The 26100-nt window shown below is 33.8% G+C and carries 31 protein-coding genes and 1 pseudogene; 13 read left to right on the top strand and 19 right to left on the bottom strand.

What is annotated here, in order from left to right; all coding sequences use genetic code 11:
- Positions 1-155 precede the first annotated feature (155 nt).
- The gene (gene aat, locus H593_RS0112935) at positions 156-782 is read left to right on the top strand and encodes a leucyl/phenylalanyl-tRNA--protein transferase (RefSeq protein ID WP_028872839.1); all 627 of its coding nucleotides are present in this window, start codon (positions 156-158) and stop codon (positions 780-782) included.
- Here the strand turns inward: aat and H593_RS0112930 are convergent.
- Genes H593_RS0112930 through H593_RS0112920 form a run of 3 tightly spaced genes read right to left on the bottom strand, consistent with a single transcriptional unit; the run spans position 779 to position 2580 of the window.
- Positions 779-1462, bottom strand: a complete 684-nt coding sequence (locus tag H593_RS0112930) for a DUF2490 domain-containing protein (protein WP_037052366.1) — start codon at positions 1460-1462, stop codon at positions 779-781. The two genes, aat and H593_RS0112930, sit on opposite strands and share 4 nt — an antisense overlap.
- Positions 1443-2051 (bottom strand): hypothetical protein, encoded by a 609-nt coding sequence (locus tag H593_RS0112925; RefSeq protein WP_028872837.1) that lies wholly within the window; start codon positions 2049-2051, stop codon positions 1443-1445. Before H593_RS0112925 ends, H593_RS0112930 begins: the two co-directional genes overlap by 20 nt.
- The gene (locus H593_RS0112920) at positions 2017-2580 is read right to left on the bottom strand and encodes a DNA-3-methyladenine glycosylase I (protein ID WP_028872836.1); all 564 of its coding nucleotides are present in this window, start codon (positions 2578-2580) and stop codon (positions 2017-2019) included. Before H593_RS0112920 ends, H593_RS0112925 begins: the two co-directional genes overlap by 35 nt.
- A 153-nt stretch (positions 2581-2733) precedes the next feature.
- Here H593_RS0112920 and H593_RS0112915 point away from each other — a divergent pair, with 153 nt between their 5' ends.
- Entirely contained in the window at positions 2734-3357 is a 624-nt protein-coding gene (locus H593_RS0112915; protein WP_028872835.1) for a thioredoxin family protein, read from the top strand.
- A gap of 20 nt (positions 3358-3377) precedes the next feature.
- On the opposite strand, the gene H593_RS20145 is transcribed toward H593_RS0112915, so the two are convergent.
- The 8 genes from H593_RS20145 to H593_RS0112875 form a co-directional block, all read right to left on the bottom strand.
- Complete coding sequence (locus H593_RS20145; protein ID WP_147231155.1) at positions 3378-4127, bottom strand: hypothetical protein; 750 nt, start codon at positions 4125-4127, stop codon at positions 3378-3380.
- A 56-nt stretch (positions 4128-4183) separates the two neighbouring features.
- Entirely contained in the window at positions 4184-4723 is a 540-nt protein-coding gene (locus H593_RS0112905) for a hypothetical protein (protein WP_028872834.1), read from the bottom strand.
- A gap of 36 nt (positions 4724-4759) precedes the next feature.
- Positions 4760-5452 (bottom strand): tRNA pseudouridine(55) synthase TruB, encoded by a 693-nt coding sequence (gene truB / locus H593_RS0112900; RefSeq protein WP_028872833.1) that lies wholly within the window; start codon positions 5450-5452, stop codon positions 4760-4762.
- 5 nt (positions 5453-5457) lie between these two features.
- A complete protein-coding gene (locus H593_RS0112895; RefSeq protein WP_028872832.1) occupies positions 5458-6255 on the bottom strand; it encodes an undecaprenyl-diphosphate phosphatase in 798 nt (265 codons plus the stop codon).
- Between the two features lie 69 nt (positions 6256-6324).
- Entirely contained in the window at positions 6325-6594 is a 270-nt protein-coding gene (locus H593_RS0112890; protein WP_028872831.1) for a DUF3098 domain-containing protein, read from the bottom strand.
- Positions 6595-6603: 9 nt separating this feature from the next.
- Entirely contained in the window at positions 6604-6981 is a 378-nt protein-coding gene (locus H593_RS0112885; RefSeq protein ID WP_028872830.1) for a hypothetical protein, read from the bottom strand.
- Between the two features lie 52 nt (positions 6982-7033).
- A complete protein-coding gene (locus H593_RS0112880; protein WP_028872829.1) occupies positions 7034-7627 on the bottom strand; it encodes a hypothetical protein in 594 nt (197 codons plus the stop codon).
- A gap of 76 nt (positions 7628-7703) precedes the next feature.
- On the bottom strand, positions 7704-8582 hold the full coding sequence (locus H593_RS0112875; RefSeq protein WP_028872828.1) for a cell division protein FtsX: 879 nt from the start codon (positions 8580-8582) through the stop codon (positions 7704-7706).
- 121 nt (positions 8583-8703) lie between these two features.
- Between H593_RS0112875 and H593_RS0112870 the strand changes: the two genes are divergently transcribed.
- The 5 genes from H593_RS0112870 (at position 8704) to H593_RS21430 (ending at position 13397) form a co-directional block, all read left to right on the top strand.
- On the top strand, positions 8704-11628 hold the full coding sequence (locus H593_RS0112870) for a leucine--tRNA ligase (RefSeq protein ID WP_028872827.1): 2925 nt from the start codon (positions 8704-8706) through the stop codon (positions 11626-11628).
- A gap of 59 nt (positions 11629-11687) precedes the next feature.
- Positions 11688-11993, top strand: coding sequence for a DUF6370 family protein (locus H593_RS0112865; protein WP_028872826.1), 306 nt, complete (start codon positions 11688-11690; stop codon positions 11991-11993).
- On the top strand, positions 11993-12352 hold the full coding sequence (locus H593_RS0112860; protein WP_028872825.1) for a hypothetical protein: 360 nt from the start codon (positions 11993-11995) through the stop codon (positions 12350-12352). Before H593_RS0112865 ends, H593_RS0112860 begins: the two co-directional genes overlap by 1 nt.
- Before the next feature lie 125 nt (positions 12353-12477).
- Positions 12478-13173, top strand: a complete 696-nt coding sequence (locus H593_RS0112855; RefSeq protein ID WP_028872824.1) for a zinc metallopeptidase — start codon at positions 12478-12480, stop codon at positions 13171-13173.
- Between the two features lie 98 nt (positions 13174-13271).
- Positions 13272-13397, top strand: coding sequence for a hypothetical protein (locus H593_RS21430; protein WP_261793638.1), 126 nt, complete (start codon positions 13272-13274; stop codon positions 13395-13397).
- A 317-nt stretch (positions 13398-13714) separates the two neighbouring features.
- On the opposite strand, the gene H593_RS0112840 is transcribed toward H593_RS21430, so the two are convergent.
- The 3 genes from H593_RS0112840 to H593_RS0112830 all read right to left on the bottom strand — a co-directional run bounded on the left by H593_RS0112840 (position 13715) and on the right by H593_RS0112830 (position 16632).
- Positions 13715-14488 carry a prohibitin family protein gene (locus H593_RS0112840; protein WP_028872823.1) on the bottom strand — a complete coding sequence of 258 codons (774 nt, stop codon included), beginning with the start codon at positions 14486-14488 and terminating at the stop codon, positions 13715-13717.
- Positions 14489-14662: 174 nt separating this feature from the next.
- Positions 14663-15133 carry an Lrp/AsnC ligand binding domain-containing protein gene (locus H593_RS0112835; RefSeq protein WP_028872822.1) on the bottom strand — a complete coding sequence of 157 codons (471 nt, stop codon included), beginning with the start codon at positions 15131-15133 and terminating at the stop codon, positions 14663-14665.
- A gap of 134 nt (positions 15134-15267) precedes the next feature.
- The gene (locus H593_RS0112830) at positions 15268-16632 is read right to left on the bottom strand and encodes a saccharopine dehydrogenase family protein (protein WP_028872821.1); all 1365 of its coding nucleotides are present in this window, start codon (positions 16630-16632) and stop codon (positions 15268-15270) included.
- A gap of 77 nt (positions 16633-16709) precedes the next feature.
- Here H593_RS0112830 and H593_RS0112825 point away from each other — a divergent pair, with 77 nt between their 5' ends.
- Positions 16710-17105 (top strand): DUF423 domain-containing protein, encoded by a 396-nt coding sequence (locus H593_RS0112825; protein WP_028872820.1) that lies wholly within the window; start codon positions 16710-16712, stop codon positions 17103-17105.
- 60 nt (positions 17106-17165) lie between these two features.
- A complete protein-coding gene (gene pckA / locus H593_RS0112820; protein WP_028872819.1) occupies positions 17166-18782 on the top strand; it encodes a phosphoenolpyruvate carboxykinase (ATP) in 1617 nt (538 codons plus the stop codon).
- Positions 18783-18858: 76 nt separating this feature from the next.
- Here the strand turns inward: pckA and H593_RS0112815 are convergent, their stop codons facing one another.
- Entirely contained in the window at positions 18859-19611 is a 753-nt protein-coding gene (locus H593_RS0112815; protein WP_028872818.1) for a uroporphyrinogen-III synthase, read from the bottom strand.
- A gap of 15 nt (positions 19612-19626) precedes the next feature.
- Positions 19627-20280 carry a DUF4271 domain-containing protein gene (locus H593_RS0112810; RefSeq protein WP_028872817.1) on the bottom strand — a complete coding sequence of 218 codons (654 nt, stop codon included), beginning with the start codon at positions 20278-20280 and terminating at the stop codon, positions 19627-19629.
- A 164-nt stretch (positions 20281-20444) separates the two neighbouring features.
- Between H593_RS0112810 and H593_RS0112805 the strand changes: the two genes are divergently transcribed.
- The 3 genes from H593_RS0112805 (at position 20445) to H593_RS19215 (ending at position 23082) form a co-directional block, all read left to right on the top strand.
- The gene (locus H593_RS0112805) at positions 20445-21170 is read left to right on the top strand and encodes a polyprenol monophosphomannose synthase (RefSeq protein ID WP_028872816.1); all 726 of its coding nucleotides are present in this window, start codon (positions 20445-20447) and stop codon (positions 21168-21170) included.
- Position 21171: 1 nt separating this feature from the next.
- Positions 21172-22518, top strand: a complete 1347-nt coding sequence (locus H593_RS0112800; protein ID WP_028872815.1) for a dihydroorotase — start codon at positions 21172-21174, stop codon at positions 22516-22518.
- Between the two features lie 87 nt (positions 22519-22605).
- The gene (locus tag H593_RS19215) at positions 22606-23082 is read left to right on the top strand and encodes a DUF4296 domain-containing protein (protein WP_084142327.1); all 477 of its coding nucleotides are present in this window, start codon (positions 22606-22608) and stop codon (positions 23080-23082) included.
- Here the strand turns inward: H593_RS19215 and H593_RS0112790 are convergent.
- Positions 23061-24077 (bottom strand): NAD-dependent epimerase/dehydratase family protein, encoded by a 1017-nt coding sequence (locus H593_RS0112790; RefSeq protein ID WP_028872814.1) that lies wholly within the window; start codon positions 24075-24077, stop codon positions 23061-23063. The two genes, H593_RS19215 and H593_RS0112790, sit on opposite strands and share 22 nt — an antisense overlap.
- A 70-nt stretch (positions 24078-24147) precedes the next feature.
- Between H593_RS0112790 and tyrS the strand changes: the two genes are divergently transcribed.
- On the top strand, positions 24148-25440 hold the full coding sequence (gene tyrS / locus H593_RS0112785; RefSeq protein WP_028872813.1) for a tyrosine--tRNA ligase: 1293 nt from the start codon (positions 24148-24150) through the stop codon (positions 25438-25440).
- A 92-nt stretch (positions 25441-25532) separates the two neighbouring features.
- On the opposite strand, the pseudogene H593_RS21295 reads toward tyrS, so the two are convergent.
- Together H593_RS21295 and H593_RS19210 are read right to left on the bottom strand one after the other, a co-directional pair.
- Positions 25533-25760 (bottom strand): annotated as a pseudogene (locus H593_RS21295) (YHS domain-containing (seleno)protein); the annotation flags it as partial.
- Between the two features lie 18 nt (positions 25761-25778).
- Positions 25779-26100: IS30 family transposase (locus H593_RS19210; protein WP_157588851.1), on the bottom strand; the 322-nt coding region annotated here is incomplete at its 5' end.

The raw sequence follows: 26100 nt of genomic DNA, 5'->3' as shown, positions 1-26100 counted from the left end.
TTTAGGTTTGATCTTTATAAACAAACTCAAAAAAAAGCAATGTTGAACTAAATTTAATCCACAAAGATCATATCAAATATGAAAAAAAAAGGAAACTTCTCAAAGGATATCTATAAATTTAACATAAGAACTAAATCAGGCGACCTTTGTCAAGCATGCATCTTCTAAATCATACTATAGAATTTCCGCCAATTTCCCAAGCGTCTAAAGAGGGTATATTGGCTATTGGAGGTGATCTGTGCCCTGAGCGTTTGATGCTCGCATACAAAAGTGGAATCTTCCCATGGTTTGACAACGAAGAGCCTCTAATCTGGTGGTCTCCAGATCCTCGGTTTGTTCTGTTTCCGGAGCAACTAAAAGTGTCTAAAAGTATGAAGCAAGTACTTAGAAATAGTGATTTTGAAATTACAATAAATAAAGATTTTGAGTCTGTCATTAATGAGTGTTCAAGAATAAAACGAGATGGTCAAGCGGGTACTTGGATTACTAAAAGTATGACAGAAGCTTACATTAAGTTACATGAATTAGGCTATGCAAAATCTGTTGAGGTTTGGTTAGATCACCAACTTGTTGGAGGTTTGTATGGTATTGATGTTAACAACGGTGTGTTTTGTGGTGAAAGCATGTTTAGCCTTGTAAGTAATGCTAGTAAAGTAGGTTTTATCACGTTTATTCAAAATTCAAATTACAAGCTTATTGATTGTCAGGTATATACCAGTCATCTCGAGAGCCTAGGCGCGCAAGATATATCTAGAGAAGAGTTCTTGGAATATTTGATTTAAATTCTTAATTCTACAGAGGTATTAAAAAATAAGCTCTCACTCGTTTCAATATTCAATTCTTCAAGTCGAAGTTCTAAACCAAATTCTAATCTTAATTTTTCTGATAATTGAATACCAATTGAAGGTGATAAACGATAGCCGATTTCTGGTTTTCTTGAAGAGGAACTCGTTAGTAAAGCTTCATTATAAACCACAAAATACGTTTCACCTACGTCTAGTTTTAAACCCTGTAAAGGAATATCTAGAGCTAACCTGTATCTAAATCTAAACGCAGTAAAATCATCATAAAAGCGTTGCTCGCTTCTAAAGCGATGACCAAAGCGTAACGTCTTCAATATAGATCTTCTATTAAACTGTTGTGTGAGTCTAATTTCATTACTAGAGTCTTCAAAAAGATTACGGTTTCTATACATTAAACCCAGTGCTACACTCTGTTTTAAATCTAATTTTAAGGTAGAAAAATGACTCAATTGAACTTGTCGCATCTGGTATATTAATTCGTCATTATTATAAGTGAATGCACGAGAACTTACAGCAAAATTAGTACTGTAATTTTTGGTAAATTCATGGCTTAAAGCGAATTCATGCTCGTGAAGAACTGTGGTTTTATCTTGGGCTTGGCTCCCAAAAGTTGTAAACAACAAGAGCACAACCAGTAGTCTAGTACATGATATATTCATAGCTGTCTGGCTGAAGGTTTCGAGCGTTTAAAAAACGCCCATTTGAATCAAAAGTCATTTCTTTTAGTTGCCATTCTTTATCTGATTTTATAGCAATAATTATTTCGTAATTTGAGTTTATAGAGGAGCTGCTTCTTAGTATAGCGTTTAAAAAATCTACTTCGGAAATTTTACTACTATAGAGATATTGCTCTTGTATTTTTATAATACTATACTTAGATGCTTGTGTTTCTAAAAATAAATATAAAGCCTCTTTTACTGTTTCTTTTAGCTCTTTTTCTTTGATTGTTTTCTCAATATCCTCTAAAACACCATCACTATTGAACTCAACACTAAACCAATATTTTTTAAATTTAAATTTACTTTCATAGCTTAATTTTTTTTCATCAGTTTCTTGATAGTGACGAATACGTTTTGCGTTTTTGGGTATATTTAGTAAGACGATTTGGGTGTTCTTAGGATATTGATCTATGGAGATCCTAAACTCTTTTTCGTTTTTGTTTTGTGCTATAACATCTGAAAAAGAAAGCACAGCAATTAGGACGATTAGAACATTAAACTTCATCATATCTAAAACAATTAATTTCATGATCATTTACCATTCCTGTAGCTTGCATTTGCGCGTAAATTACAGTAGAGCCTACAAACTTAAACCCTCGTTTTTTTAAATCCTTACTTAAGACGTCACTCAAAGGTGTGTTGTTAGGAGCATCTTTGTGATTTTTAAATTCATTTTTAATTGGCGTTCCGTCAACAAAACTCCAAACGTATTTTGAAAACGAACCAAACTCATTTTGAATTTTTATAAAAGCTTGCGCATTTGTAATGGTGGCATTGACTTTTAGCTTATTTCTTATAATGCCTGCGTTTAGGAGTAGGCTGTCTATTTTTTTCTGATTGTAAGTTGCTATTTTTGTATAGTCAAAATTATCAAATGCTTCTCTAAAGTTGTCACGCTTTTTTAAAACTGTAATCCAGCTTAGACCTGCTTGAAAGGTTTCTAAAATAAGAAATTCAAATAGTGTATCATCATCTTTAACCGGAACACCCCATTCTTCATCGTGATAGGCTTCATAAAGTGGATTGCCTTTACACCAACCACATCTGTGTTTTTCCATAGGAATACAAGCTTAGATAAACTGAATTTTAAAAATAGTAAGTTTTTAGTTAATATCTCGTCTTAGTTATAACAAATCAATTTGAGTAATGAGATTATGATTGAAATTATTTATCACTATCGCAGTTTAGCTTAAATTGTAAATCTAAATAAGATGAATACATTGGAGAACAGACCAGTTAAGGACATAATTACAGAGAGTTTAAAGCACGCAATTTCATATCAAGACTATCGTAATTTGGTAAAACAGTTAGTGGTGGAAGAATCAACTACTGGAGACGAAAAAACCGAAGCTCTAGCAAATTATACCATGCTTAACGACAGGAGAATGAAGCGCTGGGATAAGACGCTTAAAATTTCCGAAGGCATAAAAGAAAAGGTTTTTAATTTTTCTGGAAATGTAACCTGGTTGGTTATCACAGAAAGTTGGTGTGGAGATGCTGCTCATGTGATTCCGGTACTAAATAAAATAGCAGAGCTTTCTCAAAACATTGATTTAAAATTGGTGATTAGAGACGAAAATAAAGACTTGATGGACCAGTTTTTAACTAATGGTGGGCGAGCAATCGCAAAGGTAATAATGATTGATAATGCAACAGGAAACGTGCTTAATACCTATGGTCCAAGACCAACTTTAGCTACAAAACTAGTTAATGACTATAAAGAGGAACATGGCGCATTAACACCAGAATTTAAAGAAGATTTACAAGTTTGGTACAATGCAAATAAAGGTCAGAACGTAATGAGTGATGTTATAGAAATGCTGAGTGGATTTTAGTTTTTTAAGCATTAAAACCTCTATTTGCCTTTGAAATAATAAGTAATAGAGCCTATCTGACTTTTGCGATTTGCATCAGTAAAAATAGCATTTTGAGCATATTCTAGAGCGGTATCTATTAAACATTGGTTATCGCTAGAGGAAGATGAATTGATATAAGGGTCAGTAACTTGCCCTTTTGAATTCACTGTAATATTAACTACAATTTTCCCACCAGTTTCGCATAAATAAACAGGAGGAGGTAGCCTTACTTTTTGCCTGTTTTTTAATGAAAATGAGACGCTACTATTAGAGTTGCTAAGTGTTTTTTTATCAGGTTCTTTGGCGGTATGCATGGCTAAGACATCATTAGTTTTATTGAAGCGTTCTCGTTCTTTTTCATTAAGGGCATATTGTTTTGAACTTTGAGAAGATAAGGCAGAGGTCAACACGTCCTCAGGAGTTTGAGAACTGTCTTCAAGGGCATCGTCCTCTTGTGTTTGCTCTTCATGAGTTGGTGCGTTACTCATGGATTTAAAATTACGCATCATTTCCTTAAACGATTCATCTTCATTAGAGGCTTCATTAGTGTTAGCCTGTTTCATGGCTTCAAGCGCTTTAAGTTCTTGTAAGACTTTTAATTCTTCTTCAGTTTGTGGTTCAATTTCATAGAAGCTTTCAGTAATCAATTCTGATTTTTGTGTTAGACTGAAATTAAACATACCAAGAACTATAGTCCCTGTAATTAAGGACGTAAAGAGGACTGCTTTATGTTTTTCAACAAAGTTCAAGTAGACTAAATTAAATTCATTTGATATAATATATACGGTTAAAATAAGAAAAAAGATTAAAACAACATAAACTCTAAGAAAACAGCGAAGCTAGACAACTTTTCTTCCTGTCTAAAACCAAAGCGTTTTCTGCTAAAGTCAAAACCTATAAGCCATGAATTTTTAAAATCGTCATCATAGGCACGATAACCAATTCCTGCTTTATACATATTACCATTTTCAAATGCTTTTCCCAAATCAACTAACTTACCATAACCCCCTCTAATAAATACTTGATCATCAAAATCAAAGATGTTATAAGTGAAATCTAAATAGACAGGTAAGAAGTTTAAGCTTTGATCGAGATAATGATCGTATTCAATGTTTAAACCAATACTTGATCTTATATCAAATTGATAGCCTAGCGTATTATTGAAGAAAATTCCGTTGAGATTAATAAACGATTCGTCATTATCATTTCCAATGGTATAATCCTCATTGTTTGTTAATGTCGCAGATAAGGATGCTTTATAAAAAAGTCCGCTAGTTTTTTGATCGTCTTGAGCGTGCAGTATTGTAAAAAAAAATAAGAGAAGAAGTGTAGAGATTTGCTTCACGATAGTATCAATTTAGACCAAAATGATTATCAATAATTATTCCGAAGAAAGAGATCCTATAAAATCTTCGGGAGAAATTGCGTTTTTAACATCATAGTTTCCAATTTTGGTGCGTCGAAGAACAGAGAGATGTGCTCCAGAGTTTAAGGCTTTCCCGAAATCATGAGCCAATGAACGTATATAAGTCCCTTTACTACAAATTACGCGAAACTCAATATATAACCCGTCTATTTTGGTGATTTCAAATGTTGATATACTTACTTTTCTAGAGGCGATTTCTACAGCTTCGCCAGCTCTTGCATACTCATATAAACGCTTTCCATCTTTTTTTAATGCCGAAAATACTGGTGGATATTGATCAATCTCTCCAGTAAATTGCTTGGTGGTATTATGAATGCCTTCTTCAGAAATGTGCTCGGTTGGAAACGTTTGGTCTATTTCAGATTCTAAATCGTAAGAAGGTGTTGTGCTGCCCAAAACAAAAGTCCCTGTGTATTCTTTATCCTGTCCTTGAAATGTATTGATTTGTTTAGTCATCTTACCTGTACAAATAATCAATAACCCTGTGGCTAAGGGATCAAGGGTTCCTGCATGACCAACTTTAATTTTTTTAATATTAAAGGCTTGTCTAATTTCCCATCGCAGTTTATTAACGGCCTGAAAAGAGGTCCAAGTTAATGGTTTGTCAATGAGTAAAACTTGACCAGATTGGAAGTCTTCAGTAGTCATAAATTTTATTTGTTTGTTAAGGTAAATGTAATGGCAGTGATACCAACAACGACACAGTAAACAGCAAAATAGGAGAGTTTACTCTTTTTTACCAAAGCAATCATCCAAGTACAAGCAAATAGTCCTGCAATAAATGCTGCAATAAAACCAGCACCTAAATTAGTAAAGTTGGAACTATCATAAGTTATGTCTCCGCTTAAAACGTCTTTGGCGATCTTTCCGAAGATAAGAGGCACCACCATTAAAAAAGAAAAACGAGCGGCTTTAGTTTTGTCATTACCCAATAAAACAGAGGTGGAAATTGTTGCTCCAGAGCGTGAAATTCCAGGAAGCAAAGCAATGGCTTGGGATATTCCGATGATTAAAGCATTTGAGAAACTCACTTTTTTCTTGGTATTTTTTGCTCTATCTGCTAAAAATAATAAAGCAGCAGTAACAATAAGCATACAGCCTACAAGTAGAATATTACCTCCAAATAATTGCTCAAGCTGTTCCTCAAAAAAGAGCCCGACAATGACAGCGGGAATCATAGATAATACAATTTTAGAAACAAATTGTAAATCCTCGTTCCATTCAAATCTTAGAACCCCTTTTATAAGATCTAAGATGTCTTTTCTAAATATAACAATAGTGCTTAATGCAGTAGCAAAGTGTAAAACAACAGTGAATAATAAGCTTTCTTTTGGTAGAGATTCGTCACCTAGAATAGCTTTTCCTAATTCTAAATGACCACTAGACGATACTGGTAAAAACTCAGTTAGGCCTTGTATAATTCCTAATATGATTGAATCGATAATATCCATGAGGCAAATATCTACTATCAAATTCCAAATTAGTAAATTGGAAAGTGAATTATTTATAATGTTTGGGATTTATGATTTGGATTTTTTCTCTTTATCAGGATTCAACAAAATAGCATAGACTTGGATACCAAATCCTAGTAATACGAGTGTTGGAGCTAATCTGATACGTGTCCAATGGAATATGGAAGGGTCAAAAACATTAGGGTCATCGCTTCCGCCTCCAGACATTATAATAAAACCTATTACAATAGATGCTAAACCAATGAGCATGAATTTGTAGTTCTTTTTTCCGAAGATAAACTCGCCTTTAGATGTGTCTTTACGTTTCTGTTCTCCCATAGTATGATCTTAATCCTCTGTTGCGTCTGCATTAGAGGAAAACTCTGTAAAAATTATCTCATCGTCTATTGCCAATTGCGCAATATGCTCTGAGGTACCATAAAATAATTCTGGTAGGTGCAAAGTAACAGTTTTATTTAAAACTTTTGCGTTAAGAGAATCTAAATTTAATCCGTTTTCTAAACCACGATTGATGTAATAACGGTCTGTGCTATTATCATGAAACACAATATCAAATGACGGTCCTTTAGTTATTTCGATAATCTTAGCAGTTACAGTACTGCAGTCTTCAGGTTGTGGGTTCCTAATAATACACGAGTGAAGCGATAAAGAAGCTATAAAAATAATAGTTATCGCTAGACCAAAATAAAGATTTCGTTTATTCATTTGGTGGGTATTGGTTGATTTCATTACAACGCAATATAAATTAAAGTATTGTTTAGTTTTTCTTTTTAGACAGACCTTCTGAAAAAACAATAGTATTCAACATACTTTCTAGTTTAGCTTTTTGTGCTTCTGTAGTATAAGACAAAATTATAGAAAGGCTAAAACCTTTGCTTATTGTAGTGTAGTATTGCTGTTTAATGTCTAGGCCTAAATAATCTAAGGTAACATTCATCATGTCAAAACTGTATTTTCCAATTATGAATTCCTCCTCGATCATATCAAACTCATAACTTACAGTGGTTAGGCTGAGCGCTTTTTGAACTTCCTGAAGATATGTTCGGCCGCGTTTTACATGTGGATACATTTTAGTGTTTTCGGCAACTATAGATAAGGACGGATTGTAAGCAAACAGATCGTCAGGACCATATTTAAAAAGGGTAAACAGATAGGTATTATTAATTTCAGAGGCTTCCAAAGCTCTTTTATAAGAGTCACTTTCAATAAGCTCTTTGCTAACTTTTGCGATCTCTTTCATCTCCTCTTGTGATTTTACATACCAAGAATCGTCAAATGGCACATACATTTTAAAATAGTCATTAGAGTATACAGCATTTTCTGTAGACCCAAAATCAAAATTTTCTAGCATCTGCTGTTCTTTCTTACAACCAAAAAAAGAAACGACAACTAGGAATAACAAGAGCTTTTTCAAAAGGTAAAAAGAATTAATAATACAATTGATCGGTTTTTAAATTTAAGAAACGTTGCGTAGCAATAAAGGTGCTCATCCATGTGATGAATATACCAAGGAGAAATATACCTACAAATAAACCGCTAATTAATAGGGGTTGCTGCAGTAATTCTAGTTCTGGGAATGTTCTGTCGAGATAATATAAAACAACACCCATTCCTAATAAAGCTACGATAGCACCTATAACTCCCAACTGAACACTTTTTAGTACAAATGGTTTTCTAATAAAGCGTTTGGTCGCGCCAACCATTTGCATTGTTTTGATGATAAAGCGTTTAGAATACACCGCTAATCGTATTGAGCTATTGATCAATAAAACGGCAATTAACGTAAAAAGTGCACTAAGAACTAACACCCAAAATGTGATTTTTTTGACATTATTGTTCATGATTTCAACCAAGTCATTATCGTATTTGATATCCTCAATAAATGCTTTGTTAGATAATTCGGATGTGATGTTATCTAAAGTTTCATTGGTCACATAATCTGCTTTAAGATAAATATCAATGGAGTTTTGTAATGGGTTTGTGCCCAAAAATTCCATAAAATCTTCACCAATATCAGACTTTACAATTTGAGCAGCTTCCTCCTTAGAAACGTAGGTCGCTTCTTTTGTGTAATCTGCCATGGCTAAACTTTTTTGAAGCTGATTTACTTCAACCTTCTTCGCAGTATCGTTTAAATAAATAGTGACAACGACCTGCTCTCTAAAATGGTCGGCTAGTTTTTTAGCATTCAGCACCAATAAACCTAAACAACCCAATAAAAACAATACTAGACCAATACTGATTACCACAGAAAAGTAAGAAGAAATTAACTTTCGTTTTTGATATTGATCAAAAGATGACGCCATAAAATTTAAGATTAATGCTGTAAAAATATAAAAGAATTCGTTTGTTTAATGATAACAACGCTTAAACTTTTAATTGTGTTGTAATACCTTTAAATTTACGGTCTAAATTTGCAATCAAACCATGAACTACCATTTTAATGATATTGAAGCCAAGTGGCAAAAATATTGGGCAGAAAACCAAACATTTAAAGCTTCTAATACAAGCGATAAACCCAAATATTATGTGTTAGATATGTTTCCTTATCCTAGTGGTGCAGGATTGCACGTTGGTCATCCGTTAGGTTATATTGCAAGTGATATTTATGCAAGATATAAACGTCACAAAGGGTTTAATGTGTTGCATCCTCAAGGGTATGATAGTTTTGGTTTACCTGCAGAGCAGTATGCAATTCAAACAGGTCAACACCCAGCAATTACAACAGATACTAATATAAAAACTTACCGTAGACAATTAGATCAAATCGGGTTCTCATTTGATTGGAGCAGAGAAGTACGCACGAGTAGTCCAGAGTATTATAAATGGACCCAGTGGATTTTCATTCAGCTTTTTGAATCTTGGTATAATAAAGATAACAACCAAGCAGAATCTGTTGACACATTAATTTTAAAATTTTCTTCGGAAGGTAATGCCCATATAAACGCAGATTGTGACGCTGATATCACTATTTTTTCTTCTGAAGAATGGAGTGCTTTGTCTTCAGAACAACAACAAGACATCCTATTAAAATACAGGTTAACCTATCTAGCAGAAACGGAAGTCAACTGGTGTCCGGCATTAGGAACCGTTTTGGCAAACGATGAAATTGTCAATGGCGTTTCAGAACGTGGAGGCCATTCTGTGATGCGTAAGAAAATGACGCAATGGAGTATGCGAATTTCAGCCTATGCAGAGCGTTTACTTCAAGGGTTAGAAACTATTGATTGGACAGATTCGCTCAAAGAAAGTCAGCGTAACTGGATTGGGAAATCTGTTGGAGCTTCTGTAGTTTTTAATGTGAACAATCACGATGAGGTCATCGAGGTGTTCACAACACGTCCTGATACCATCTTCGGAGTCTCATTTATGACCTTAGCACCAGAACACGACCTGGTATCAAAAATAACAACCGCAGATCAAAACGCACACGTAGAAGCTTATATCCAAGCGACAGCAAAACGCAGTGAGCGTGATCGTATGGCAGATGTTAAGACCATTTCGGGAGCATTTACAGGAGCTTATGCAGAGCATCCATTTACTAAAGAACCACTTCCAATTTGGATTGGTGATTATGTATTAGCAGGCTATGGGACAGGAGCAGTTATGTCTGTGCCCTGTGGAGATCAACGTGATTATGATTTCGCAAATCATTTCAATATTGCTATTCCTAACATATTTGAAGGTATTGATATTTCCGAAGAAGCTTATGGCTCTAAAGACAATGTGAAAATTGCCAATAGCGATTTCCTGAACGGCTTAAACTATAAAAAAGCGAGTAAAACTGCTATTTATGAATTAGAAAAATTAGGACAAGGCGAAGGAAAAACAAACTATAGATTACGTGACGCAGTATTTTCTAGACAACGGTATTGGGGAGAACCATTCCCGGTGTATTATGTGAAAGGAAAGCCGCAAATGATTGACAAAGTACATTTGCCAATTCGCTTACCAGACGTAGAAAAGTACTTACCAACCGAAACTGGTGAACCTCCTCTAGGTCGTGCAGATGTTTGGGCTTGGTGTACAAAAAACAACAAAGTAGTGTCTAACGATCTTTGTCATTCAGAGCAAAGCGAAGAATCTCATAATGGCGTTTACCCTCTAGAACTCAACACCATGCCAGGTTGGGCAGGAAGTTCTTGGTACTTCTTTAGATACATGGAGGATGCCATGCGTGACGAAACCTTTGCAAGTGAAGACGCACTTAACTACTGGGAAAACGTTGATTTGTACATAGGAGGAAGCGAGCATGCCACAGGACATTTACTCTACTCCCGTTTTTGGGTGAAGTTTATGAAAGATCGCGGGTTTGTAAATGTGGAAGAACCGTTTAAAAAGTTGATTAACCAAGGGATGATTTTGGGGACTAGTGCTTTTGTTTATGAAGCTATTCATGGAGAAAAAAGCTTGCATGTTTATTTGTCTTCTGATTTAATTGAAGGACCAAATTTTATTGATTCAACACATCCGAAATGGGGTGAAATTGTAAACGTATGTAAAATTGAAGGTTCTAAATTAAACCTAAGATTAATTCATACTGATGTGTCATTTGTAATTACTTCAGATGAATTGGATATGGAAGCGTTTAAAAATTGGCGACCAGAATATAAGACTGCTAAGTTTATAACTCATGAAGATAAAACTTTCAAAGTCAAGCGTGAAGTCGAAAAAATGTCCAAGTCAAAATACAACGTGGTCAAGCCAGACCAAATTGTAAAAGATTACGGAGCAGACAGCTTACGCCTCTACGAAATGTTCTTAGGGCCTTTAGAACAAGCAAAACCTTGGAATACTGCTGGAATTACAGGTGTTCACAGTTTCCTTAAAAAGCTATGGAAACTTTATGTCGATGATAACGGTTTAAAAGTCAACGATGCAGAGCCAACAAAAGATGCGCTGAAAACCTTACATAAAACCATCAAAAAAGTAGAAGAAGATATTGAGAACTTCTCGTTCAATACATCGGTGTCTACTTTTATGATTGCATCAAATGAACTAACCGCTTTAAAATGTACGAGTAAAGCCATTTTAGAACCATTTTTGATTTTATTATCGCCTTACGCACCACATATTGCTGAAGAATTATGGAGTAGACTTGGTAACGAACAATCAATTTCTATAGCGTCTTTTCCGAAGTTTGAAGAAAAATATTTGGTAGAGAGTAGTAAAAATTATCCAATCTCATTTAATGGTAAAATGCGTTTTACCTTAGAATTACCAATGGATATGAGTAAAGACGATATTGAAAAAACAGTCATGGCTCATGAAAAAACAATCGCTCAATTAGATGGTCGTCCGCCTAAAAAAGTGATTATTGTACCAGGTAAAATTGTAAATATTGTAGGTTAATTGAAAATTATTTTTAGTTGACAGTTTTTAGTCGGTAATAAGTCATATACATTAGAATTATGAAATTAAAAGTATTAATAGTATTAGTTATTACAGTTTTTGCATGTAATTCTGCAAGTTCAAAAAAGCAAACGGTCGAGTTATCCTGTGGTCAATGCCAATTTGGTTTAACTTCACAAGAGGGTTGTGATTTGGCAGTACGAATAGACGATAAAGCCTATTTTGTTGATGGTGCAGATATTGATGATTTTGGAGATGCTCATGACAAGGACTCAGGCTTTTGTGAAGTGATTAGAACTGCGGAGGTTTCTGGAGATATTATTGATGATCGTTTTAAAGTAAACACCATAGCACTTAAAGACTAATGCGGTTTATACTCAAAAAACATGATAAGGTTCTTTTTGTGTTTTTTGCAGCGGCATTAATAGGGTCTTTTTTGATTTGGACTTTTGAAGAGCAGTTTGATGAGAAGGGTTGGAGCGCAAATCCCTCAATGCGTTATCAAATGGCAGATGATATTATTGACAGTGATTTGCTCATTAGAAAATCTAAAGATGATATTATTAATCTATTGGGTCTACCTTACGATACAAATCTCTTCGGAAAAGATAATTTTGTTTATAAGCTGGGTAAACCGCCAAGTTTTTCTGAACCTAAAGTAGCGTTATTAATTATTGTTTTTGAATTAGATCGTGCTGTTGAAGTCATTGAATCAATAGAATAAGTACAGCTTCAATTTTTTAAATCCTTTTTTGTAAGATCTTAACTGACAAATTTTCCTATCTACAAATTGGCTCACTTTTTGCTATATTAATTCTGAGATTTTAATTTAAAAAAAACAGGAACGGAATGATTGGATACTACATTCTAATTGGCGCTATAGCATTAGTGAGCTGGTTAGTAAGCAAGAAATTAAAACAAAAATTCGCAAAATATTCTAAAATACAATTGCGAAATGGTATGAGCGGACGAGAAATCGCCGAAAAAATGCTCGCAGATAATGGTATTAGTGATGTTGAGGTGATTTCGGTTGCTGGTCAATTGACAGATCACTACAATCCAAAAAATAAAACAGTTAATTTAAGTGAAGCGGTTTACAATCAGCGTAATGCAGCTGCAGCAGCTGTTGCAGCACATGAATGCGGACATGCAGTACAGCATGCACAAGCATACAGTGCTTTAGGGATGCGATCTGCTTTAGTGCCAATTGTAAGCGTAACTTCAGGAATGTCTCAATGGCTAGTTATAGGTGGGTTGATTTTTGGTGCTGCAGCTGGTGTTGGATTGGGGTATTGGGTGTCTGTTGCTGGATTGCTGTTTATGGGATTTGCTACCTTATTTAGCTTTATCACATTACCAGTAGAGTACGACGCAAGTAACAGAGCATTGGCTTGGTTAAAAAATAAAAACATGCTAACTCCAGAAGAGTATAAAGGATCTGAAGATGCACTAAAATGGGCTGCTAGAACATATCTTGTTGCCGCAATAGGTGCATTAGCGTCTCTATTATATTGGGCTTTACAAGTGTTTGGAGGTCGAAATTAATCCTTCCGAAGAAACAAGCAACAAACCGAATTACGTTTTTTACATGTATTCGGTTTTGTTTTTATTCTTGTAAAGCACCTATATTATTTCAAACTTTTGTGCCATTTGGATTAAGTGATATTGGGATGCCAAGAGTACACTTAGGAGTTAGCGCTGGAGTAGTTGATGGTTTGGAATTTGATCATACAGTCTATACTGGAGGATCTTTATTTGCTGCTATATAAGCGGCTAAAATAGCACTGATAAATCCTGCTAATTATATTGGTTCAAATACGAATCCACGAGGATCAGATACTGCTTATGATGAAGCTGTAGCAGCCATCCCATTAAAATTGAATATTTCAAATTTATCAAATATTACATTTGGTTCTGATAATTTGGTTTTTGTATGGTCTCCGGGAATGTGTTTTGTGACAATTTCTTCGAAAAACGCATTCACGGTTAAAAAGTTAATAATAAAATAATTGATTCTCAACTTTAAAACAAAAAGGCAACCTTAAATTAGGTTGCCTTTTTGTTTTAAATATAATTTGCTATACAATCAATTTTTATCTGAATTTATGAGATAAGGGGTTTTGCCATCTGTAATTATGATCTTGCTGTTTGCAGATTTGGCTAATTCTTTGAAGGCTTCTATACTCCTTATTTTTATAATTGCTGGCGTTAAACCCTCTGATAAAATTATTTGTGCATCTCTAGTCCCTTTGGCTTCGATGATTTTTCTTTCAGCCTCAAGGCGCTCTTGTTGTAAAGTGAATTCCATACGCATGGCGTCTTGCTCTGCTTGTAATTTTTGTTCTATAGAAGAAGATAATCCTCTTGGTAATTGAATACTCTTCATCAAAACAGCTTCTATAATAATACCTTGTGTTTTAAGGTTTTCAGCCATTTTTATCTGGATGGCTTCTTCTATATCTGCACGACGACCCGAGTGCATGTCCTTAGCAAAGAATTGTGAACATACATCTGCAGATGCAGATCTGAATACACTAGTAATAACCCCTTTGTAATTTGGACCAATAGTCTCCAAAATATAAGGAACCTTATTGACTTCTAGTCTATATAATATTGAAATTTCTGACTCTACACTTAATCCCTCCTTACTAGGTAAGTTAAGTAATAACTCTAGGTTATTTGTTTGGATAGATTCTTTAATAATTCGCGTTGTAAATGGATTAAAGACAATGGTTCCTTGAGTGGTTACTTCTGTCTCCAATTTCCCTAATGTTTGCCTAACACCTGCTTCTCCAGGTCTAATTACAGCACAGTTGGTAATTAGCATTGCTAATAAAACCAATAAAATAGTATTTTTCATAACGTAACATTTTTTTGTATATAAATATAATTTATATTTAAATGATATTTGCATAATAAATGTTTATGATAACTATAAGCTTTATTAAAGGCATAATGCAGGCAGAACGGGTATTAAAACAAAAAGGCAACCTTAAATAAAAGGTTGCCTTTTTGTTTTAATACTGTTTTAAATTTAAATTTTTATCTGCCTATCAATTTGTTGATTCAATGAAATAAAAGTCTCTGTCCTGGATACACCCGTTATAGATTGAATATCTCTATTAAGGACCTGCATTAGGTGCTCATTATCTTTACATAAAATCTTACAGAAGATACTCCAATTACCAGTTGTGTAATGACATTCTAAAACTTCAGGAATTTTTTTTAATTGCTTGACAGCTTCTGGATTGCTAATGGCTTTATCAAGAAAAATACCAATAAAAGCCATAGTCGTGTAACCCAAAACTTTTGGATTAATTACAAATTTGGAACCAGAGATTAAACCAGATTTTTCTAATTTACGCAATCGTTGATGAATAGCAGCTCCAGAAATCCCTACTGATCTTGCGATTTCCAAAATTGGTGTTCTCGCATCTTCCATTAAGGCACGCAATATCTTTTTATCGATTCCGTCTATTTGTATGTTTTGATTAACTATTTTCATGTGTTTTATCTATTCTTTTTCAGTGGTCACATGCTGTTCGCTATTAATCATTCTCTTGGATTATAATGCTCTTTTAACATGCTCGTTTCATAGAAATAGAAGAGTTTTGAGCCAAGCATATTTCGGAATAAAAATTATACGTTTAAAGGGTTGTATCCTAAATAAGGTACTTCCTTCTCAGTAAATTTAATACCAAATTCTTCAAGCTCTTTTAAAATAGGTTTGTAAACTTCTTTTGATATCGGAATTTGAACACCTGGTGTCGTGATTTCTTCATTTAAAATAGCCAAAGTTGCAATCGCTAAAGGTAGTCCAACTGTTTTTGCCATGGCTGTATATGTTTGATCTTCTCCAATGGCAACCATTGTAGAGTCTATTTGGTGCATTTCACCATTAAGCTCGTACCCAAATTTATGATACATAACAATCATATCTTTATCGTCCTCTTCAAGTGTCCAACTATCCATTAATATTTTCTGAAGAATTTGTGCTGGTGTCGCTTTTCTGAGCTCGACCATTTTAGTTTTGTTAAAGATATCAACCTCTTCTAATTTGTCCCAAACAATATCATCTTGGTCAACTTTTAAGGCATGTCTAAACTTTAATTCTACAGAGTCTGTAGGACTATATGGAAGAAAGGAATTTACGAAATCACGATAGCTCATGTTCTCACTATCATCTATTGTATAGCTATCATCTGTCATCCCTAATTGCACAAACATATTCCAAGCACGACTAAAGCCAACACGACGAATTGTACCACGATATAGGGTTTTAATAGTGTCTAAACCATAAATAGACTGGTATTTTAAAGAATCTCTGTTGGCATAGGCTTCAAAACGACCGTAACCATCAATTTCAAGAAATTCGGTTCTTCTAAAAAGTCGATTGTACGGGATGTATTTGTATGTGTTTTCTTGAAGAAATTTTGCAGCACTACCTTGACCAGCAACGACAACGTTTCTTGGATTCCATGTAAATTTATAATTCCAGAGGTTATTGTCACTCTCAGGAGCTACTAATCCTCCAGTAAATGATTCAAACAGTACTATTTTACCGCCTTTGTCTCTAATGTTATCAATGACTTTTATAGCACTCATGTGATCAATACCAGGATCAACACCTATTTCATTCATAAAAACGAGGCCTTTGTCTGTAACTACTTTGTTTAGCTTTTGCATGTCTTCACTAACATATGAAGCTGTTACCATATTTTTTCCGAAGGCAACACAATCTTTTGCAACTTCGAGGTGAAATCTCGCGGGAAGCATGGAGACTACAATATCTGCATTTTCTATTGCAGCTTGCCTAGATGATTTGTCAAAAACATCTAAAGTGATTGCATTGGCATTTTCGTGATCACCAATTAGTTTTTTTGCATTACCAATATTGATATCTCCAACGATAATATGAAGTTCTTCTTGGGTTGATTTGTCTAATAAATGTTTTATGAGGTAAGAAGTGGATTTTCCAGAACCTATAACTAAAATCTTTCGCATAGTGGGTTGAGTTGAGTAATTTTGTGTCTACGAATTTACTAAATACAAAGGGTTATAAAAACCTAAAGCCAATATATATGAATAAAAAAAATCTTGTCTTAGGAAGTCTTTTTGGTATAATAGCTATCATGCTGGGCGCCTTTGGTGCGCATGGATTAAAGTCATTAATCACTTTAGAGGCGATACAAACTTTCGAAGTAGGTGTGCGTTATCAAATGTATAATGCTTTATTTCTTTTATTTATAGGAGGTTTCTCACCAATGTCTGAAAAAACTAAGCGAATAATTTTTTATTTGGTACTCATTGGTGTTTTGTTTTTTTCGGGTTCATTATATGCTTTATCAATAAATGATATTACGAGCTTTGATTTTAAAGCTATTGGTTTTATGACGCCAATAGGTGGATTGTTATTAATTATTGCTTGGCTTCTCGTGTTGATAAACTTTTTAAAAATAGACAGTGATAAATCTTAAAATAAGCGGACTACTTTAAAATATTGTTTAATTTTGCAATCTAAACAACATAAACAAATTATGGTAAACCATACACAAAAGACGAAAACGATTGCGTTAGAAGCTTACGGTATTAAAAATGCTAAAGTTAAATATCAATTATCCTCAGATGAGCTTCATAGATTGACCATAGAGAAAGGACAAGGCGTAGCGTCTTCTTCTGGTGCTTTGGCAGTTAATACAGGTGAATTTACTGGGCGTTCACCACAAGATAGATTTATTGTTAAAGATGATATCACAAAAGATCGCGTTTGGTGGGGAAAGATTAATATTCCTTTTGACTCTGATAAGTTTGAAGCTCTATACAATAAAGTTACAGACTACCTTTCAAATAAAGAAGTGTTCGTAAGAGACAGTTATGCCTGTGCAGACGATAATTACAGATTGAATATTCGTGTTATAAACGAATATCCTTGGAGTAACATGTTTGCATACAATATGTTTTTACGCCCTACGGAAGAAGAATTAAAGGATTTTACTCCAGAGTGGACTATCGTTAGTGCGCCAGGATTTATGGCAGATCCTGAAGTCGACGGAACAAGACAACATAACTTTGCGATATTAGATTTTACACGTAAAATTGCGCTAATAGGAGGCACTGGATATACAGGAGAAATCAAAAAAGGAATTTTCTCTGCCCTTAACTTTATTCTCCCAGTCTTTAAAAACACCTTACCAATGCACTGTAGTGCTAACGTAGGAAAAGACGGAGATACTGCTATATTTTTCGGTTTATCTGGTACAGGTAAAACGACATTATCTACAGATGCAGATCGTAGTTTGATTGGTGACGATGAGCATGGTTGGACCAAAGAGAATACGGTTTTTAATTTTGAAGGTGGTTGCTACGCTAAAGTGATAAACTTATCTCAAGAACAAGAGCCTGAGATTTATGCGGCAATCAAAAAAGGAGCAATTCTTGAGAACGTCGTCATGAATGATAAAGGAGATGTTCAATTTGAAGATACATCAATCACTCAAAACACGCGCGTTAGTTATCCTATTTACCATATAGAAAATATTAGAAAACCATCAATAGGTGGGAACCCTAAAAACATTTTCTTTTTAACAGCAGATGCATTTGGTGTGTTACCTCCAATTTCAAAGTTAACGCCTAGTCAAGCAGCCTACCATTTTATTTCTGGATATACCGCCAAGGTTGCGGGGACAGAAGCGGGAGTTGTTGAGCCGATGCCAAGTTTTTCAGCTTGCTTTGGAGCGCCATTTATGCCTTTACATCCAACAAAATATGCCGATATGTTAAGCCAAAAGATGAAAGAATCTGGAGTTAATGTATGGTTAGTCAATACAGGTTGGACAGGAGGACCTTATGGTGTAGGAACACGAATGAAACTTAAATATACACGCGCTATGATTAACGCTGTTCTCAATGGTGATTTAGGAGCGTATACTTATGAAAACTATCACATACACTCTGTGTTTGGGGTTGCTCAACCAAGATCATGTCCTGGAGTTCCTAATGAAGTCTTGAGTCCAAGAACAACATGGAATAACGATGAAGCCTATTATAGAACTGCGCTTAAGTTGTCTAATGCTTTTAGAGAAAACTTCAAAGAGTTTGAAGAGCATGCAACTGAGGAAATACGAAGAGGGGGTCCTCAACGTTATGCGCTATAGAAAAACAATATATAGAGACCAAAAAAAAGCGATTTCAAATTTGAAATCGCTTTTTTTTATGTTTTAATTAATCGTTTTATTTATTTTTATTAACCTTATCTATGTACTTTTTTAAAGCCATAGTCATAGAAGGTGTTTCAGGGGTAGGAGCTGAAATATCTACTCTTAAACCATGAGATTCAACAGCTTTTATTGTCGTGTTTCCAAAAACAGCTATTCGTGTATCATTTTGTTTAAACCCTGGAAAGTTATGAAATAAAGATTCTATTCCTGATGGGCTAAAGAACACTAAAATATCATAGTAAACATCAGCAAGATCTGATAGATCACTAATCACTGTCTTATAAAACACAGACTGTTTCCATTTTACTCCTAATTCGTTTAATATTTCGGGAACTTCAGGTTTAAGTTTATCTGTTGTTGGCAATAGAAAAGATTCTTCTTTATATTTTTTAATTAAAGGAGAAAGGTCTGCGAACGTACGTTTACCAACATATATTTTACGTTTTCTATATACTACATACTTTTGAAGATAGTAAGCTACAGCCTCAGATTGACAAAAATATTTCATCGAATCTGGTACTTTAAAACGCATTTCATCTGCAACTCGAAAGAAATGGTCAACAGAATTTCTGCTTGTTAGAATTATTGCAGTATAATTAGCAAGATCAATTTTTTGTTGTCTTATTTCTTTAGCCTCTACACCTTCTACATGAATAAAGGGTCTAAAATCAATTTTTACCTTTTGCTTTTCTTGAAGATCAAAGTAAGGGGAGTTTTCTATTTTAGGTTCTGGTTGGGATACTAAAATCGTTTTCACTTTCGTCATATTACTTAAAGTGTTTTATGCGTTGAAATCTTTAATTAACTTATATAAAATTAGATAGGGACCAATTTCAAGTGCGCAAAGATACAAAATAAAATAGAATATATTATTTATTAATAGTTTTTGATTATTCTTAAATGAAGTGGCAAAGCCAACTATATTAATTAAAATTATTAGCCCAATAATCACATAAATTAAGTTTTTTGTAGGTTCTAAAGCGTATATTAACAGACAGTTAATAGGAAGTAATATAAAACCTGAGTAATTTTTAAATGTAGTTTTTTGAAATAAGTAGGAGTCGACAACTTCGTCAATATTAAAAAGGCTTGCAATCAAACGTTCTAGAAGTACTTTCATTAAAAATAAAACACCAATCCCAAAAAGCAATTTAAAAAACTGATTAATATTAAATTCAGATGAATTAACTAGAACACTATAACTTAGAAAGGCAAATATAGAAACTGAAAGTATGCCATTGAAAAATAGAAGCGCATCAAAACCATCAATAAATTTTTGTTCTCTAGCATATATTTTTAGATACTTAGAATTACCTATAACGACTAAAAAGTCTTTAAATCTATGCGCAAATAAAAATTTAGACACGGTTATAAGCCCTAAGCCTAATACTAGAAAAATAGTAAACCAATCATTAGAAATTACGTCTCTAAGCATGGTACAAAATTATGAAGAATATTTGATGATTTAATACCTTATTTCAAGCAGCTAAAAATCATTAATCTTAGGATTAACATTGTTTATGATTTTTATACTTAATTTGAAGTGATAAAACACCTATTTTTGTCCGCAACTAACACGTCGAGTCCGAATATTATTTTATGAGAGATGCTATTGTCATCATACCAACGTACAATGAAATAGAAAATATTGAAGCGATACTAAGAGCAGTCTTTTCTCAAGAGAAGTCCTTTGATGTTTTAGTAGTGGATGATAATTCTCCAGATGGGACATCAGAAGCAGTAAAAGCATTACAAAATGAGTTTGGTAGTCAACTTCACTTATTGATTAGGCCTAAAAAAACGGGACTTGGTACTGCTTATATTGAAGGGTTTAAATGGTGTTTGACTAAACAATATGATTATATATTTGAAATGGATGCTGATTTTTCACACAATCCTAATGATTTGATAAATCTTTATAACGCTTGTACCATCGATAGGGCAGATATGTCTATTGGTTCTCGGTATATTAACAATAAAGTTAATGTTGTAAATTGGGATATGAAGCGATTACTGTTATCCTATTTTGCCTCAAAATATGTAAAGTTAATTACGAGGATGAGAATAGACGATACCACTGCAGGATTTGTATGTTATCATAGACGCGTTTTAGAAACGATCGATTTGGATAATATAAAATTTGTTGGTTATGCATTTCAAATAGAAATGAAATTTAATACATATCTCAATAAATTTAAGATAATTGAAGTTCCTATCGTTTTTACCGATAGAAAAAAAGGGAAATCTAAAATGAGTGGAGGTATCATTTCTGAAGCTATTTTTGGTGTTATTAATATGAAGTTAAAAAGTTTATTTACAAGCTAAGATGAAGAAAAAAACCATACTTATTAAAAATGCTAAGATAGTAAACGAGGGATCGGTTACAGAAGGAGATATTTTAATTGAAGGGGAGTATATCAAAGAAATATCAGATTCAATTAGCGCAAAATCTTCTGATGTCATAGTTGTTGATATCGAAGGTAATTATGTGTTCCCTGGCGTTATTGATGATCAAGTTCATTTTAGAGAACCAGGATTAACACACAAGGGGAATATTGCTTCAGAGTCGAGAGCAGCAATAGCAGGAGGGATTACATCGTTTATTGAAATGCCAAATACAAACCCTCAAACAACAACTGTTGAGAAGTTAGAAGAAAAATTTGAAGTAGCTTCAAAAACGTCTCATGCTAATTACTCATTTATGTTTGGTGGGACTAATGATAATCTAGAAGAAATTTTAAAAGTTAATCCAAAAACCGTCGCTGGCTTAAAATTGTTTTTAGGCTCATCTACAGGAAACATGTTAGTTGATGATCCTAAAGTATTGGAAAAAATATTTAGTAGTACAGATATGGTTATTTCTGTTCATTGTGAAGATGAAGCGACAATAAGAAAAAATTTACAAGAACATATAGAGGTGTATGGCGATGATATTCCGATGTCAAAACATCCAATTATTAGGAGTGAAGAAGCATGCTACCTATCCTCCTCTAAAGCTATAGAACTTGCAAAAAAAACAGGAGCTAGACTACATGTTTTTCATTTGTCAACGGGAAAGGAAACGAGTTTGTTTAGTAATAAGATTCCTTTAAAGGATAAAAAAATAACAGCAGAAGTATGCATCCATCATTTGTGGTTTAGTGATGAAGATTACGACAAAAAAGGAACACATATAAAGTGGAATCCAGCTGTAAAAACAGCAAAGGATAGAGATCAACTCTGGGAAGCGCTCTTAGACGATAGAATAGACGTGATCGCCACAGACCATGCGCCACATACGCTTGAAGAAAAAAACAATGTGTACACCAAAGCGCCCTCTGGAGGGCCTTTAGTGCAACATGCCTTGGTTGCAATGATAGAAATGTTTCATAAGGACAAAATATCACTACCAAAGATTGCACAAAAAATGGCTCACAATCCAGCAATTTTATTCCAAGTAGAGAAACGTGGATATGTTAAAGAAGGGTATTTTGCAGATTTAGTTATAGTCGATATAAATAATCCGTGGACAGTAAATAAGGACAATATACTTTATAAATGTGGATGGTCTCCGTTTGAAGGTACAACGTTTAGGTCTAGAATAACACATACCTTTTTGAATGGTACGCTCGTCTATAATAATTTTAAGGTTTTAGACGTAAAAGCAGGTAAACGATTAACTTTTAATAGATAGAACGAGCCTACAAAAAGAGCGATCATACAAGGCGATTTTTAGTAGCGAACATTAGGTGTCCATTGAAATAATAATACATATAAGCATATGAGACAGGTTTTTATTTTCTTAATGACTATACTGGTTTTTAGTTGCAACTCCGCTAAAAAACCTAAAAAACCAGATGATCTTATTTCTAAAGATAAAATGGTAGATATTCTATATGAAGTTTTAATCATCAATGCAGCAAAAGGAACAAGTAAGACTATTCTTGAAAATCAAGGTGTCCACCCTGAAGACTATATCTTTAAAAAATATAGAATTGATAGTTTGCAATTCGTTTCAAGTAATGAATATTATGGTTTTGACGTCGAAGAATATGAATCTATTATAATTAGAGTAGAAGATCGTATCATTAAGACTAAAGATGAATTTCAAACTAAAATTGATAAGGATACCGAAGAAAAACAACGCAAAAAAGATTCCATTAAACAATTAGTAGATACGCTAAAAGTCAAAAAGATTAGAAAACTAGACGAGACGAAAAAATTAGACTACAAAAACTATCCCGATTCATCTAAATAATATTTTGAAACTCGAGTTATAGAATCGTCGATAGGAGTAAAACTAAAGTGAAGCTCCTTTTTTAGTTTAGAATTATCAAAAACTATTTTACTAGAAATTGATTTGGCCATTTGTTTTGATAATTTTCGGCGTTTACCAAAAAGTTTATGACTTAACCAATCTAATCTCCAAGCGACTGATAATAAAAGTGAAGAGGCTTCCTTATTTGCAGATTTTACGTTTAGAGCTTTTGCAACTTTATCCTGAAAGATCTTAAAGGTTAAATTTTCAGCAATTAAAATATAACGCTCATTTTTTAAAGAACTATTCATAAGCTTCGTCATGCAATCTACAACGTTCCATACGTCAACATATCCAGAAGTCCCTTTAGGATAGAATTTTAGTCCCTTGTAAATCTGTTTAAATAGACTTCCGCTACCTCCTGCATTCCAAAATCCAGGACCTAATATAATCCCAGGATTCACAATTACTGCATCCACACCTTCTTGAGTACCTCGCCAAACTTCTATTTCTGCTCCATATTTAGTGATAGCATAAACACTATTATCAGCTTCTGGGTTCCATTCTGTTTTTTCTGTAACGAGTGTGTCTTCATTTGGTTCATTTCCAATCGCTGCAATAGAACTTATATAGCATAATTTTTTAACTGTATTAGAGATACAGAGGTTTACAATATTCGCTGTGCCTTTAATATTTATTTTTCGGAGTTCATGATATTTATTAGGTTCAAAACTTATAAAAGCAGCGCAATGATAGACGTGAGTGATATCTATAAAAGCAGCCTCTAATGAAGGGATGTCATTAATATTAGCTTCAACCCATTCAATTTTATTATAGAAGGTTTCAATATCATCAGTATAATAACTAAATACTTTTTTCACAGACTCTAATTTGTGAGCTCTTCTGTAAATGGCTCTAACAGAAGAATCATTGCTCACTAATTTGAACAACAAATGAGATCCAACTAAGCCCGTACCACCTGTAACTAAAATCATTTTGTAAAATTAGTCTTTTTTCTTTTGACGTATAAATCTATATTTGTCAAAGATTACTAATATAGATATTATGATAAAGAATTTTGTAGAAGAATTGAAATGGAGAGGTATGATCCATGATACCATGCCTGGTGCAGAAGAACATTTAATGGAAACCATGCGATCTGCCTATATTGGCTTTGATCCAACGGCAGATTCTCTTCATATTGGTAATCTTGTACCAATTATGCTGTTAGCACATTATCAACGCTGTGGTCATAAGCCATTTGCATTGGTGGGTGGAGCAACCGGAATGATTGGGGATCCTTCTGGGAAATCTAGTGAGCGTAACCTGCTTGACGAGAAAACATTGCGTCATAACCAAGATGCTATTAAGGATCAATTAGCTCACTTTTTAGATTTTGAAAGTGATGTAGCTAATTCCGCAGAGTTGGTTAATAATTATGATTGGATGAAAGAGTTTTCATTCTTAGAATTTATTCGTGATGTTGGTAAACATATTACGATAAACTATATGATGTCAAAAGACTCTGTAAAAAATAGAATTTCTTCGGAATCTACCGACGGAATGTCCTTTACAGAATTTACATATCAGCTCGTTCAAGGTTATGATTTCTTGCATTTATACAGAGAAAATAATTGCTCTATCCAAATGGGTGGAAGCGATCAATGGGGAAACATCACAACAGGAACAGAATTAATTAGACGTGTTGCTCAAGGAAAAGGTTTTGCAATTACATGTCCTTTAATTACGAAGAGTGACGGTTCTAAATTTGGTAAGTCTGAAGGCGGAAACGTTTGGTTGGATGCGAATAGAACCTCACCATATAAGTTTTACCAATATTGGTTAAATTCTAGTGATGAAGATGCCGAGAAGTATATTAAAATATTTACATTCTTAACTGAAGATGAAATCAATTTTATAATTGCAGCACATCAAGAAGTACCCCATCAACGCGGACTTCAAAAACGTTTAGCTGAAGAGATTACAATAATGGTACATTCCAAATCTGATTTTGAGAATGCAGAGAAAGCATCGAACATATTATTTAGTAAAACGTTTAAAGCAGACATTAAAACGTTGGATGAAAAAACATTTTTGGATGTATTTGAAGGTGTTCCGCAAGCAGAAATATCTAAAGACGAATTACCGCAACTGGATATGATTGGCGCCTTAGCAGCTCAAACAAACTTTTTGGCCTCTAATAGTGACGCACGTCGTGCGCTAAAAGAGAATGCTGTATCAGTTAATAAGGAAAAGGTAAAAGAAGCGTATCAGCTTTCTGAAGAAGATTTGATTAACGATAAATATATCATAATCAACAAAGGAAAGAAGAATACTTATATAATTAAAGTGGTATAAATAGAAAAACGTCCCGTAATTTACGGGACGTTTAACATTAAACCAATCAACTATTATGAGAAGCTAATCTTTCTTTTTCATAGAACTCTAAACTATTTTAGATTCATAGCTTCCCAGTTTTTGTCGGCTTTACGTTGTAAACCTTTCACATCATTTTCTTGCCATGACGTTAATGTATTGTTAAACCAAGAATTATAGAATAAATAGAGCTTCCCGTCCCTAATTTCGAACGTTTTAGGGTCTATATCTACTTTTTCAGATTTTTCGGCAATAGCATAAGCAAAATAACCGCCATATTGCGGAATATATATTTTTGGATTTTTATTAAATGGCTGAGTTCAACCCATAAGTGCAACACACTTATTATTTAGGACTTCAATAGGGTTATTATAATTAAACTTTCTAATTGGTCTGTAATTTAGTAATTTTTCTACTTCTTTTATTCTCTTAGCTGAGACTTCTCTAAGGTCTGTTTTCTTTGGAAAAAATCTTCTTATTACACCTATTCTGTTTTCGACAGTTCCCTTATCTTGAGAGGTATATGGTCTTGTGAAGTATGCTTTTACATTCACGTCTTTTGCTATTTCACCATGCCGAGCAAACTCCTTTCCATTGTCAAATGTTATTGTCTTAATCCAAGATGAGTCAAAATTTGTAAGC

The sequence above is a fragment of the Psychroserpens burtonensis DSM 12212 genome, assembly GCF_000425305.1.
GTDB classification, from domain to species: Bacteria; Bacteroidota; Bacteroidia; order Flavobacteriales; family Flavobacteriaceae; genus Psychroserpens; species Psychroserpens burtonensis.
The sequence above is the reverse complement of the archived record's forward strand: the minus strand, read 5'-3'. Positions and strand labels throughout refer to the sequence as shown.